Origin of the sequence: Nitratireductor sp. PBL-C9 (assembly GCF_050877045.1) — a bacterium.
Taxonomy (GTDB): Bacteria; Pseudomonadota; Alphaproteobacteria; order Rhizobiales; family Rhizobiaceae; genus Nitratireductor; species Nitratireductor aquimarinus.
The window spans coordinates 30,767-44,004 of record NZ_JBPAXW010000003.1 but is presented as its reverse complement, the minus strand read 5'-3'; the positions used below and the strand labels follow the sequence as shown (position 1 = coordinate 44,004).

The window sequence follows — 13,238 nt, the reverse complement described above, 5'->3', positions numbered from 1 at the left end:
CCCTGTCGGATTCCGCCCCCCGGATCCGTCTTGCAGCTGACAACAGGCTGCCGGAGGAACAGGCATGAACGATACTTTACCGGTTCAGACCGGTGCAGCGGCGCAGGACGCCGCGCAGCTCGCCATTTCAGTGCGCGGGCTGGTCAAGCGTTTCGGTGACGTCAAGGCGCTGGACGGGATCGACCTCGACGTGCCGCGCGGCATGATTTTCGCCATTCTCGGCCCCAATGGCGCGGGGAAGACAACGCTCATACGATTGCTGGCGACGCTTGCGCAGCCTGATGGTGGAACCGCGCGCGTCATGGGGCACGATCTGGCGACCGAGCCGCATGCCGTGCGCGGCGCAATCGCGCTGACCGGGCAGTTCGCCTCGCTGGATGAGGATCTCACGGGGCGCGAAAATCTGATCATGCTGGCGCGGCTCTGGGGCTTTGCCGGGCGCACCGCAAAGGCGAGGGCGGATGAGCTGCTTTCCGCCTTCGAGCTTTCCGCTGCGGCGAAGAAGCAGGTGAAGTCCTATTCGGGTGGCATGCGCCGGCGTCTCGACATCGCCGCGTCCCTGATCGTAACGCCGGGTGTTCTCTTTCTCGATGAGCCGACCACCGGTCTTGATCCCAAGGCGCGCCAGGGTGTCTGGAAGATGATCCGCGCGCTGGCGAAGTCGGGCGTCACCATTCTCCTGACAACACAGTATCTGGAGGAAGCCGACCAGCTTGCCGCCCGCATTGCCGTGATCGATCACGGCCGCAAGATCGCCGAGGGCACGAGCCGCGAGTTGAAGTCGGCAATCGGCTCGGGCTTTCTGCATGTGGCCGTTGCCGATACGGAGCGTCTGGATGAGGCCGAGGCCATTCTGGAGCATGCGCTGGACGGTACGGCGCAGCGCAGCGCCGAGGGGGCGACGCTCTCCATTGTCGCCGGGTCTCCGAAAGCCGCCAATGAGGCAATCGCCAGGCTGCTTGCGGCTGGCATTGAACTTTCCGATTTCTCCATGGGCTCGCCCAGCCTTGATGAAGTGTTCTTCGCGCTGACAGGCCAGCCCATCGAAGAGGATGCACAGGGAGACGTGTCATGAGTTCCGCCGAGACTGGTCCTGCCATAGAGACTGGCCCTGCCATGCTTTCCAATGTGGCTCGGCCGCCGCGGCCTTCGGCCTTGGCAAATGCGCTGACCTTTGGCTGGCGGGCGGTGCTGAAATTCAAGCATGTGCCCGAGCAGCTGTTCGATCTGATCATGACGCCGCTCATGTTCACGCTGCTTTTCACATTCGTGTTTGGCGGCGCTCTCGCGGGCTCGACCAGCGATTACCTCCAGTTTTTCCTGCCGGGCATTCTCGTGCAGACGGTGGTGTTCAATTCCGTCTATTCGGGCATGGGGCTTTCGACAGATCTGTCGAAGGGGCTTTTCGAACGTTTTCGCTCACTGCCCATCTGGTCCCTTTCACCCTTTGCCGGATTGATGGTCGGAGATGTCCTGCGCCACACGATTGCGGGCCTCATCATACTGACCGTCGGGCTGGTTTTGGGATATCGGCCCGAAGCCGGGCTTACGGGCATCGTCGCCTCTTTCCTGCTGCTTATCGCAATCGGGTTTGGCACGGGCTGGATCTTCATCGTGCTCGGGCTTCTGATCCGCACGCCGATGACGGTGATGACAATCGGCTTCACCTTCATCTTCCCGCTGGTTTTCGCCTCCAACATCATGGTGCGTCCCGAAACAATGCCTGGCTGGCTGGAGGCCTTTGTGGTCCGGAACCCGGTTTCGCATATGACGACGGCTTTGAGGGGGCTGATGGCGGGAACGGCCACAGGTGGTGAAGTGCTCCTGGCGCTTCTTGCACCGGCATTGCTGACGGTCGTTCTTTCGCCAGTCGTTCTGTGGCTTTACCGTCGCCGTTAGGCGGTGCATTCTTTGCGTGAGAGAATAGAGCGCGCCCTTTGGAAGGGCGCGCTCTGCTTCATTCAATCTGCCTTGGCCTTCACCTTTTGCGGGACGAGGTCAAACCCTTCGTCCTGATACTGGTAGAGAAGGCAGTCTTGGCCTTCAGCGCAACCGCTGAAGTGGTCCAGTCGTCCCGGCAGGAAGTAGAATGATCCAGCCGGATATTCTGTACGCTCGCCGTCGACCACGGCGTAAAATGTGCCCTGCATCACCACCGTCGAAATGTCCCGACTGTGATAATGATACGGATTGCTCTTGCCGGCCGGAAACAGGACGAAAGCCTCGTAAGGGCTCTCGCCTGCAAGGTCGCCCCGAACATTCGCGTATTTTATGCCGCCCGAATCCGGGAGCTCGATCCATTCGAGTTCGGATACGGGAAAGGAAATCATCCTTTTCTTGATCAATGCCTGGTCCGTACAGGCTGCTATCACAGCCAGCATTGCCACAAGAGGCAGGGCATGTCTTGCAAAGCGCTTCATTTCAGAAAAGTCCTTGGTGCTTTAAATGTGTGCGCGGGGCCTTGAAATACGGAGCCCCGGATTCGCGCTCTAACGGGTTTTCAGAGCGAGAATGGCCTTCGTGTCGAGGATTTCGGCAAAGGTGTCGGAAAGCGTCACCAGCGATGCCTCGTGCAGAACGTCGTGGGAAATCACCTTCCCATCCGGTCCGGTGATGTCGCGTGTGGCGCAGGCGTCGGAGGCAACGATCACGTCATATCCGAGCGGAACCGCATCACGCGCCGCTCCCGAAACACAGGCATGGGTCATCAGTCCGGCAATGACGAGCGTGTCGATCCCATCCACCTTGAGACGGGCATCGAGATCGGTGCTTGGGAACACGCTGACGGACGTCTTGCAAAGGACATGATGATGCTTTGCCGGCTCGATTCCCGGGTGAAATGCGACCGTTTCTCCATCTTGCGCGAAGATTGGCGCACCTTTCGGGGTTACATGCTGTATATGATAAACGGCAATCTTGTTCGCGTCGGCCCATGCGATCAGCTCAAGCGCTTTGGACAGCGCTGCTTCGCCATTGGGTACAGGCATTCTGCCGGAAAAATATTCTTCTTGAAAATCAATAACAATAAGTGCGGTTTTTCCCGGATTTATCACCTCTTTCGGCGTGCTTCCTGTCATGGTTCTAATGGTCGGATGCAATGCTTCGGTCATCAATCTGCCTCTCGTTTACAGGTTCAGTTACGATAATTCGCTGCGTGATTACCAGTCGATTTGTAACGATCCGGAAAATCGTTTAACTGCCTTTCAGTCACAAGTGTCCCGGACGACAAAGAGCGATGGATTTGGGCCATGAAGGGGAGTGAAGGGGTGCACAGGATTGCGGTCGTGGCTTTTGAGGGGATCAGCCCGTTCCACCTTTCGGTGCCCTGCATGGTGTTTGCCGACGATCTGGCGCGCCTGACGGCACCGCGTTACGCGTTGATCGTGTGCGCCGAGACACCGGGGCGGATCGGGACCACCTCGGGGATCTCATTGTTCGTGGAACACGGTCTTTCGGCGCTTGAGACTGCGGATACAGTGATCGTACCGGCCTGGCCAGGGCCAGAGATCAGACCGCCTGAGGCGCTTCTCGAGGCTCTTCAACGCGCCCATGCACGCGGCGCGCGGCTGGTGGGGCTGTGCGTCGGGGCCTTTGTTCTGGCCGAGGCGGGCCTTCTCGATGGGCGGCGGGCTTCCACCCACTGGGTGTTTGCGGAGGATTTCGCCGAGCGCTATCCGCATGTGTTTCTGGATCGCAGCGTGCTCTATGTGGATGAAGGCGATGTTCTGACCTCGGCGGGAACGGCTGCGGCCATCGATTGCTGCCTGCATCTCCTGCGGCGTGACCACGGGGCAGAGACGGCCAATCGCGTTGCGCGGCGCATGGTGGTGGCGCCGCATCGCAGCGGCGGACAGGCGCAGTATATCGAACAGCCGCTGCACAAGACGCTTCAGGGCGATCTTCTGAAGGAAACGCTGGAGTGGGCCGCCGGTAATCTCAGCGAGCCGCTCTGCCTTGACCGTCTGGCCGCGAAGGCGGCAATGAGCCGGCGCAACTTCTCGCGCCGCTTTCGCAAGGAAACCGGCACAACGGTGTCGCAGTGGATTCTTGCGCAGCGGCTGGCGCTTGTTCAACGCCTTCTCGAAACCACGGACAGGCGGATGGAAACCATTGCCGAGGCGGCGGGTTTCGGGTCGGCCGTCACGATGCGGCAGCGCTTTGTTGATGCGTTCCGCATTTCACCCATGGCCTATCGACGGCAGTTTCGCACTGCCGGGGCGGATGAGCGCGCGCTTCCATAAGGAGAGCAAGGCGCAGCCGCCTGTCATTTGCGGGCGGCTGCGTAGTGTTGCTTGCGGTTAGCCGAAATAGCTCTGCAGCGGGCGGACTTCGAGGCTGCCGGCCTTGAGCGCCAGAATGGCCTCGGCCACGGCTTCAGCGCCCGCCATCGTGGTGTAGTAGGGCACCTTCTGCATCAGCGTTGCGCGACGCAGCGACTTGGAGTCCGACATGGCCTTCTGGCCGTCCGTCGAGTTGAAGACGAGCTGGACCTGACGGTTGCGGATGGCGTCCTCGATGTGCGGGCGGCCTTCCAGAACCTTGTTGATCTTCTCGGCTTCGATGCCGTTTTCGCGCAGGAAGCGGGCGGTGCCGCCGGTGGCCAGAACATGCCAGCCGGCATCGGCCAGACGCTTGACGGCCGGCAGGACGCGAGCCTTGTCGTCGTCACGCACCGACACGAACAGCGTGCCTTCGCGCGGCAGGTCGACGCCGGCGCCGAGCTGCGCCTTGGCAAAGGCGAGCGCGTAATCGGTGTCGAGGCCCATCACCTCGCCGGTGGACTTCATTTCCGGTCCAAGCAGCGTGTCGACGCCCGGGAAACGGGCAAACGGGAACACGGCTTCCTTGACGGCGATGTGGCCCAGCTCGCGTGCATCCGGCATGGAGCCGTAATGCGAGAAGGCGTCTCCCAGCGTCTCGCCGGCCATGATGCGGGCTGCTATCTTGGCAATCGGGCGGCCGATGGTCTTGGCGACGAAGGGCACCGTACGCGAAGCGCGCGGGTTGACTTCAAGAACGTAGACCTCGCCGTTTTTCACGGCGTACTGCACGTTCATTAGGCCGCCGACCTTGAGCGCGCGGGCTAGGGCTGCCGTCTGGCGCTCCAGTTCGCTGACCAGCTCCGCGTCGAGCCCGTGAACCGGCAGCGAGCAGGCGGAGTCGCCGGAGTGAATGCCGGCTTCCTCGATGTGCTCCATGATGCCCGACACATAGGTCTGGCTGCCATCGGACAGGCAGTCCACGTCGATCTCGATCGCTTCGGTCAGATAGGTGTCGAACAGAAGCGGGTTCTTGGAGAGCAGCGTGTTGATCTGGCCCGTCTTGTCGGCCGGATATTTCTGGCGGATCTCCTCGGGCACCAGGCCGGGCACGGTGTCGAGCAGATAGGTCTGCAGCATCGTGTCATTGTGGATGATCTGCATGGCGCGACCACCCAGAACATAGGACGGGCGCACGACCAGCGGGAAGCCGAGTTCGGAGGCCACGACACGGGCCTGCTCGACCGAGTAGGCGATGCCGTTTTTCGGCTGCTTGAGGCCAAGCTTGATAAGCAGCTTCTGGAAGCGGTCGCGGTCTTCGGCCAGATCGATCATGTCGGGCTCGGTGCCGAGGATCGGGATGCCGGCCTTTTCCAGCGCGTCGGCAAGCTTGAGCGGCGTCTGGCCGCCAAACTGCACGATCACGCCATGCAGCGTGCCCGCCGCCTGTTCGGCGCGCAGGATCTCCAGAACGTCTTCAGGCGTCAGCGGCTCGAAATAGAGGCGGTCGGACGTGTCGTAGTCGGTGGAAACCGTCTCCGGGTTGCAGTTCACCATGATCGACTCGTAACCGGCGTCGGCCAGCGCGAAGGCGGCGTGACAGCAGCAATAGTCGAACTCGATGCCCTGGCCGATACGGTTGGGGCCACCGCCAAGGATCACCACCTTCTTGCGGTCCGAAACGCGGGCTTCATCGGCCACTTCGCCCGCAAAGGGAAGCTCGTAGGTCGAGTACATATAGGCGGTGGGCGCCGCGAACTCGGCCGCGCAGGTGTCGATGCGCTTGTAGACGGGGTGCACGCCAAGCGAATGGCGTTGCTTTTGAATCTCTTCCGCCTCTTTCTTCGTAAGCGACGCGAGGCGTGCATCCGAGAAGCCCATGGACTTCAGCAGGCGCAGGTTTTCCGCGTCTTCCGGCAGGCCATGTTCGCGCACGCGTTCTTCCATGGCGAGGATCGCGGCGATCTGCTCCAGGAACCACGGGTCGATGCGGCACATCGTGTGCACGTCTTCAAGGCTGGTGCCGAGACGGATCGCTTCGGCGACCATGCGCAGGCGGTCCGGCGTGGGCGTGCCAAGGGCCGCGCGAATGGCGTTCTTGTTTTCCGACGGATCGCCATCGACGACATAGCCGGGGATCTCGATCTCATCGAGACCGGTCAGGCCCGTCTCAAGGCCGCGCAGCGCCTTCTGGAAGGATTCCGCGAAGGTGCGGCCAATGGCCATCACTTCGCCGACCGACTTCATCGCCGTGGAGAGAACCGGCTTGGAGCCCGGGAATTTCTCGAATGCGAAGCGCGGGATCTTGGTGACCACATAGTCGATGGATGGTTCGAAGGATGCCGGCGTCGCGCCGCCCGTGATGTCGTTCTCCAGCTCGTCCAGCGTGTAGCCGACCGCGAGCTTGGCCGCGATCTTCGCGATGGGGAAGCCCGTCGCCTTGGAGGCAAGTGCGGAGGAGCGCGACACGCGCGGGTTCATCTCGATGACGACGAGACGGCCATTCTCCGGATTGACGGCGAACTGAACGTTCGAGCCGCCGGTTTCCACACCGATCTCACGCAGCACCGCAATCGATGCGTTGCGCATGATCTGGTACTCCTTGTCCGTCAGCGTCAGGGCAGGGGCCACGGTGATCGAATCGCCCGTGTGCACGCCCATCGGATCGACGTTCTCGATGGAGCAGATGATGATGCAGTTGTCCGCGCGGTCGCGAACCACTTCCATCTCATACTCCTTCCAGCCGAGTACGGATTCCTCGATCAGCACTTCCGTGGTCGGCGAGGCGTCGAGACCGGAAGAAACGATCTCGAAGAACTCTTCGCGGTTGTAGGCGATGCCGCCGCCCGTGCCGCCCAGCGTGAAGGAGGGACGGATGATTGCCGGCAGGCCGACGAAGTCGAGCGCCTGCGCGGCCACGCCCATGGCGTGGTTCATGTAGCGCTGCTTGCGGTCGCTCTCGCCGAGGTTCCACTCGTTTTCCAGATCGTCCAGGGCTGCGTCGAGCGCTTCGTCGGAGAGCGTGTCTTTCAGCTCCTGGCGCTTGACCTCGTGCTTCTGGCGGTCGGCGTTCTTGACGTCGGATGCATTGGCCAGCATCGAGCGCGGCGTCTCGAGGCCGATCTTGGCCATGGCCTCGCGGAACAGCGAGCGGTCTTCCGCCTTGTCGATGGCGTCGGGCTGTGCGCCGATCATCTCGACATTGTAACGCTCGAGCACGCCCATGCGGCGCAGGCTGAGTGCGGTGTTGAGCGCGGTCTGGCCGCCCATGGTGGGGAGCAGCGCGTCGGGGCGCTCCTTGGCGATGATCTTGGCGACCACTTCCGGCGTGATCGGCTCGATATAAGTGGCGTCGGCAAGCTCCGGGTCGGTCATGATGGTGGCCGGGTTGGAGTTCACCAGAATGACTCGGTAGCCCTCTTCTCGCAGCGCTTTGACGGCCTGGGTGCCGGAATAGTCGAACTCGCAGGCCTGGCCGATGACGATGGGGCCGGCCCCGATGATCAGGATCGACTTGATGTCGGTGCGTTTGGGCATGGAAGTACACTCGCGCGTAGAAGCCGTCGCCGCACGGGCGGATGCCGCGCGCAGGCCGGGCAAAAAATTGTCGGGCTAGGCGCGCCTTATAGGCAATGGGCGGCCCTGACGGAACCCCGAAAATGACGATTTCAACGCGACCCGAAAATGACGATTTCAACGCGACCAAAGGTTACGAAGGCATATTGTACACGGCAAGTTGCGCTTGTGAGGGGCGGGTGGCACCGTATCGGAGCGGGGGACGCTCATTTCTGCTGCCCCGATTCTCGCAGGCGCGGCATCTCAAGCCGGCATCAAACCGTTGGGAACAGGCCATGGGCGCACATGAAGAAACAGCCACCTATCCGCCGCTCAACACGCTGAAGCCGGTGACGGAAAATCTTTGGATTGTTGACGGCCCGACAATTCCCTTTGGTCCGCCCGGTCTCAAAATGCCGTTCCCCACGCGCATGACGATCATCCGGCTGCGCGGTGGCGGTCTTTTCGTGCATTCGCCGACGCATATGACGGAGGATCTGCGTGCGGCCGTGGAGACGCTGGGGCCGGTTTGCTTCATCGTCGCGCCGAACCGCATCCATTACTGGTGGGTGCCGGTGTGGCGCGCTGCCTTTCCCGATGCCGAAATCTGGATGGCCCCGCGCATTCGCGAACAGGCCGGGGGCCACATCGACTTCCCGACACGCGAACTCACGGACGAGAACGGCTATCCGTGGGATGATGAAATCCGCACCCTGCCGGTTGCGGGCAGCTTCATGACGGAGGTGGAACTCTTCCACATCGAAAGCCGAACGCTGATCCTGACGGATTTCATCGAGAATTTCGAGCCGCAGAAACTCAACTGGTGGCGGCGCATTATGGCGCGGCTTGGCGGCGTTCTTGCGCCGCAAGGCGCGATGCCGCGCGACATGCGCCTCACCTTCGCCAGCCAGCGCCCCGCGTTGAAACGGGCCGTGGAAACGATGATCGGCTGGGGACCGGAGCGTGTCATCATTGCACATGGTCGCTGGTTCGAACGTGATGGTGCGGAAGCGCTGAAGCGGGCTTTCAGTTGGCTTCTGCGTTGACCGGACGGATTAGCGCCTCACCGCCTATGGTTGCTTTACTTGGGTGGAAAGCTTGGCTGTAATGCTGTCTTTGAAGCCTTCCGCGCTTCCCGCGCTTCTGGAGGGCATCGGGGAGAGGAGCCAGCTTGATGGGAATGCGCGACTGGGGAATGTCAGGCGTGAACCGCAGGCGCTTTATGGTCGGGGCAGGGGCCTTTGGAGCGGCAGGCCTGATCGGGCTGGAAGTGGCCGCAGAGCAGGTGCTCAAGGACATGAATGCGCTGAAGCCCGGTGAGTTCACCTGGCACCCGGACCGTCAGCCTTCAGGGCCGGTTGCGGTGGTCGTGTCGCTGCCGGAGCAGCGCGTGCATGTCTACCGCAACGGCATCCGCATCGCTGCCTCCACCTGCTCGACGGGCAAGCAGGGGCATGAGACGCCGACCGGTGTTTTCGTGGTTCTTCAGAAAGACAGGGACCATCGCTCCAGCACCTACAACAATGCGCCCATGCCGAACATGAACCGGCTGACCTGGTCGGGCATCGCGCTTCACGCAGGCAATCTGCCGGGATATCCCGCCTCGCATGGCTGTGTGCGCCTGCCGATGGCCTTTTCCGAAAAACTCTTTGAGGTTACCCATCTGGGCACGCCGGTCATCATTTCCGGCGCGCATGGAGACCCCTGGGAATTGACGCATCCGGGCATGGTCCTGTCCGGTTATGCCGAGCATGAGTTCGAGAAGATCGAAGCCTCGCTGGACGGCAAGAAGCACCCGAAGGACTGGAGCGCGGCCGAGCAATATCCCGTTACCTCGGTGATTGCCTCATCCGCCGACCGGCGCATCATGCTTGTCGAGAATGGCCGCGTTCTGGCCGAGGGAGATCTGAACATCTCCGGGCGCGGGAAGCTTGGCAGCCACGCCTTTGTGCTTCACGGCGCTGATGGAGAGGCGCAGGGCATGAGCTGGTATGTCATCAGCCATGACAGTGGCGCGGATGGCAATTTCCAGCCCGAGCAGCGACTTCTGTCGCGGCTGACCACGGACAATGCCTTTTCCGCAGCCATGCATGACCGCATGCATCCGGGCATGGTGATGATTTTAACTGACGCCCCGCTTCATCCGGAAACACGTTCGGGCAAGGACTTTGTCATCATGTCCTGAGCCGCTTCGGATATGATTCTGACGGGAAACAATCTCTGGCGTTGTGGTGTATAAGCCGATAACTAGAGTTCACTGAAGACAACTGGGAATTGCACGCATGCGCTGGAAAGGCCGCCGTCAAAGCAGCAATGTCGAAGACCGCCGGGGCCGCTCGAGCGGCGGTGGTTCTTTACCGGGTGGGTTTGGTCGATCCGGCGGGCGCATAAGGTTGCCTTCCGGTGGTAGCAGGCGCGCTGGCGGCGGCTTGTCCGGGATCATTGTTCTTGTCGTCCTGTTCTTCGTTCTGCGGGCCTGCGGGATTGATCCGCTGGGCATGCTCACTGGCGAGCCGGGCGGTGGTAGCCAGACGACCACGACACAGCGTCAGGAAACAGGTGGCGCAAGCGACGAGATGAAGCAGTTCGTCAGCGTCGTTCTCGCCGAGACGGAAGACACCTGGAACGGCATCTTCGAGTCCCAGGGCCTCGATTATAAAGAACCTTCGATGGTTCTGTTCAGCGATTCCGTGCGTTCGGCCTGCGGTTTTGCTTCGGCGGCGACCGGGCCATTTTATTGCCCGGGCGATGAGAAGGTCTATATCGATCTGAGCTTCTTCGATCAGCTTGCCCGGCGTTTCGGCGCGACCGGCGATTTTGCCCAGGCCTATGTCGTGGCGCATGAGGTTGGGCATCACGTGCAGAACGTGACCGGCATCCTGCCGCGCTTCAACCAGATGCGCCAGCGCATGAGCCAGGCCGAGGCCAACGCCATGTCCATCCGTGTCGAATTGCAGGCGGATTGCTTCGCCGGCATCTGGGCGCATTACACGGCCCAGAAAGGGCTTCTGGAAGATGGCGATATCGAGGAAGCGCTGAACGCTGCCAACCAGATTGGCGACGACACCTTGCAGCGCCGCACCCAGGGATATGTGGTGCCGGAGAGTTTCAATCATGGCACGTCGCAGCAACGGCGGACATGGTTTGCGCGGGGGCTCAAAAGCGGACGGCTGGCCGATTGCGATACGTTCAACGATCCGATCTAAGCCGAAGCCGGCTGTTCTGCTGCCACCCAAGAGGTAGATCTGAACATGTTTGGACCAGGACGAATTCTCGGCCTTGCCGTGGCTTTGGCATGTGGAGCCGCAACCTCGCAGGCGCCGGAGTTCGCACAGCAATACCGCCAGCGCCTCAATGGCGCCCTGCATGAACTGAGGCTGGTGGTCTCGGCTTTCGATGCCGACGCCACCCGGAACAACCTCACCCGTGAGAGAGCGATTGTCGTCTACGAAGAGGCTGGCAGCGACTTTCTGCGTGACCGCGCCACGTCCGTTCGTGTCGCGATCGGGCGGCTTGGCGATCTGGAGCGGCAGTCGGCTGCATTTGACGAGGCTTCGCCCGTTCTGCGGCCGCTTATCGTCGCGCGCTCTCCCGATGGACCGCTTCTACAGGGCGCGCTGGATGATTATGAGCCAGCCGTTCCACTGACGCTGCACGGATTTATCTGGACAGGCGTGGGCGTTCTATTTGGCTTTTCTGTAGTCTGGCTCCTGGGACTACTGTTCCGTAGAAAAAAGCATTACCCGGCTCACAATTTACGCGTGTAAAATTTACAACTCGCGTTTAACGTGTTTTTAAAAGCAGAGAAATAGATTGCCCCAAACAATAAAAGCTTGGGTGGGCATATGATTTCTCTTTTAGAACGCTTTTTGCGTTCCGGGACGCGCTTGTGTGAGCGTTTCGGAGCGGACCGATCCGGCAATTTTGCAATGATCACGGCTCTGTCGGCGATGGCCCTCATCGGGGGCTCTGGCTTTGCCCTGGACTACGCGAATATGAGCCGCGTGCGCGCAAGTCTCCAGAACAGTCTGGACAGCGCAGCACTTGCTGTCGCGCAAAAGGGCAAGACGATCACGGATACCGAGGCGCGCGCGATCGCCGAATCCTATCTTGCGGGCAATCTTCCCGTTGTTTTCAAGAATCTGGACGTTGACCGTGTCGGTGAATCCGTCACCGTAACGGCGGACGTGGACGTCAAGCTGTTCTTCGGCGGTATTCTGGGGAAGGAAAGCATGCCGGTTTCCGCCCTGTCGAAGGCGGATGTGGCGCTGATTTCCTATGAAATCGCTCTGGTTCTGGACACGACGGGCTCCATGAGCGGACGCAAACTCCGCGACATGAAAACGGCGGTCGAGGGACTGATCGACAACATCTCTGCGCAGGTCAAGGATCCCGAGCGGCTGCGGTTTTCGCTTGTGCCATTCTCGACTTTCGTCAATGTCGGTCCGCAATTTGCACCGGATTTCGACAAGAACGGCAAGATCGTCAAGGATACTGGCGCTCCATGGCTTGATCTCGAAGGCGTCAGCGAAATCCCGCAGCTTGAGCTGGAAGCCGGGGTTAGCCGCTTCGAAGCCTATCACAATATGGGGCTTGAATGGAAAGGTTGCGTTGAGACACGCATGCCCGATGGCGACAAACGTCACGATGTCGCCGACACCGAGGCCGTTCAGACGCATCAGGCGTCACTGTTCGTACCCACGTTTGCGATTGATGAACCTGAGGATTATCGCAACGATTACATCGAGTCCGAGGTCGACCCGCGCGGCAATGACCGGGAAAAGAAGCTCAAGAAATACGGTTACAACGGCTACAAGCAAATCTTCAAGCGCGTCGCGCTGGAAGACCTGGAGGACAATCGCGGTCCGAACTATATGTGCGTTTCCGAGCCCCTGACGCCTTTGACGAACGACTACGCCGATCTGAAAACGAAGGTTAAAAAGCTCAAGGCAAGCGGCAACACCAACATCATGGAAGGTGTGGCGTGGGGCACGCGGGTTCTCTCGCCGCACGAGCCCTTTGCCGGCGGCGATCCGAATGACGGCATCATCAAGGTGATGGTTGTGCTGACCGACGGCAAAAACATTTTCGGTGTTCGTGATGACAGGCTGCGGTCGCGCTACTCGAGCTTTGGATACATGGTCGACGGCCGCCTTGATGGTGAAGTGAACGCCAGCTCCAGCAAGTCGACCAAGCTGATGAACAGCAAGACGCTTGAAGCCTGCACCTATGCCAAAGCGGACGGGATCGACATCTATACGATCCGGCTTGAAGAGGACGACTCCGATACAGGTACGCTGATGAGCGCCTGCGCGAGCCGGCCGGACCAGTATTACGACACCCCCTCCAGCAGTCAGCTCAAGAAGGTGTTCGAGAACATTGGCGAGAAGATCGTCCGGCTTCGTCTGTCGACCTGACGGAAGC

The 13,238-nt window shown here is 60.8% G+C and carries 11 protein-coding genes; 8 read left to right on the top strand and 3 right to left on the bottom strand.

Annotation, left to right across the window (positions count from 1 at the left end):
- Positions 1–64 precede the first annotated feature (64 nt).
- Both ACRTG1_RS07635 and ACRTG1_RS07630 read left to right on the top strand, forming a co-directional pair.
- The gene (locus ACRTG1_RS07635) at positions 65–1,075 is read left to right on the top strand and encodes an ATP-binding cassette domain-containing protein (protein WP_432516020.1); all 1,011 of its coding nucleotides are present in this window, start codon (positions 65–67) and stop codon (positions 1,073–1,075) included.
- Positions 1,072–1,899 (top strand): ABC transporter permease, encoded by an 828-nt coding sequence (locus ACRTG1_RS07630; RefSeq protein ID WP_206548200.1) that lies wholly within the window; start codon positions 1,072–1,074, stop codon positions 1,897–1,899. Before ACRTG1_RS07635 ends, ACRTG1_RS07630 begins: the two co-directional genes overlap by 4 nt.
- Before the next feature lie 62 nt (positions 1,900–1,961).
- On the opposite strand, the gene ACRTG1_RS07625 is transcribed toward ACRTG1_RS07630, so the two are convergent.
- Both ACRTG1_RS07625 and ACRTG1_RS07620 read right to left on the bottom strand, forming a co-directional pair.
- The gene (locus ACRTG1_RS07625; protein WP_206548199.1) at positions 1,962–2,420 is read right to left on the bottom strand and encodes a cupin domain-containing protein; all 459 of its coding nucleotides are present in this window, start codon (positions 2,418–2,420) and stop codon (positions 1,962–1,964) included.
- Between the two features lie 69 nt (positions 2,421–2,489).
- Positions 2,490–3,110: a cysteine hydrolase family protein gene (locus tag ACRTG1_RS07620; protein WP_432516019.1), complete on the bottom strand. Its 621-nt coding sequence runs from the start codon at positions 3,108–3,110 to the stop codon at positions 2,490–2,492.
- A gap of 138 nt (positions 3,111–3,248) precedes the next feature.
- Here ACRTG1_RS07620 and ACRTG1_RS07615 point away from each other — a divergent pair, with 138 nt between their 5' ends.
- Positions 3,249–4,241 (top strand): GlxA family transcriptional regulator, encoded by a 993-nt coding sequence (locus tag ACRTG1_RS07615; RefSeq protein WP_432516018.1) that lies wholly within the window; start codon positions 3,249–3,251, stop codon positions 4,239–4,241.
- A 57-nt stretch (positions 4,242–4,298) separates the two neighbouring features.
- Here ACRTG1_RS07615 and carB read toward each other — a convergent pair whose 3' ends face one another.
- A complete protein-coding gene (carB, locus tag ACRTG1_RS07610) occupies positions 4,299–7,796 on the bottom strand; it encodes a carbamoyl-phosphate synthase large subunit (RefSeq protein WP_113155742.1) in 3,498 nt (1,165 codons plus the stop codon).
- A 314-nt stretch (positions 7,797–8,110) separates the two neighbouring features.
- Between carB and ACRTG1_RS07605 the strand changes: the two genes are divergently transcribed.
- The 5 genes from ACRTG1_RS07605 (at position 8,111) to ACRTG1_RS07585 (ending at position 13,231) form a co-directional block, all read left to right on the top strand.
- Positions 8,111–8,860: a DUF4336 domain-containing protein gene (locus ACRTG1_RS07605; protein ID WP_432516017.1), complete on the top strand. Its 750-nt coding sequence runs from the start codon at positions 8,111–8,113 to the stop codon at positions 8,858–8,860.
- Positions 8,861–9,009: 149 nt separating this feature from the next.
- Positions 9,010–9,999: a L,D-transpeptidase gene (locus ACRTG1_RS07600; protein WP_432516201.1), complete on the top strand. Its 990-nt coding sequence runs from the start codon at positions 9,010–9,012 to the stop codon at positions 9,997–9,999.
- 97 nt (positions 10,000–10,096) lie between these two features.
- Positions 10,097–11,020, top strand: a complete 924-nt coding sequence (gene ypfJ, locus ACRTG1_RS07595; RefSeq protein WP_206548195.1) for a KPN_02809 family neutral zinc metallopeptidase — start codon at positions 10,097–10,099, stop codon at positions 11,018–11,020.
- 45 nt (positions 11,021–11,065) lie between these two features.
- A complete protein-coding gene (locus ACRTG1_RS07590; RefSeq protein WP_283799569.1) occupies positions 11,066–11,581 on the top strand; it encodes a DUF2937 family protein in 516 nt (171 codons plus the stop codon).
- A 162-nt stretch (positions 11,582–11,743) separates the two neighbouring features.
- On the top strand, positions 11,744–13,231 hold the full coding sequence (locus tag ACRTG1_RS07585) for a TadE/TadG family type IV pilus assembly protein (protein WP_283799570.1): 1,488 nt from the start codon (positions 11,744–11,746) through the stop codon (positions 13,229–13,231).
- Positions 13,232–13,238 lie beyond the last annotated feature (7 nt).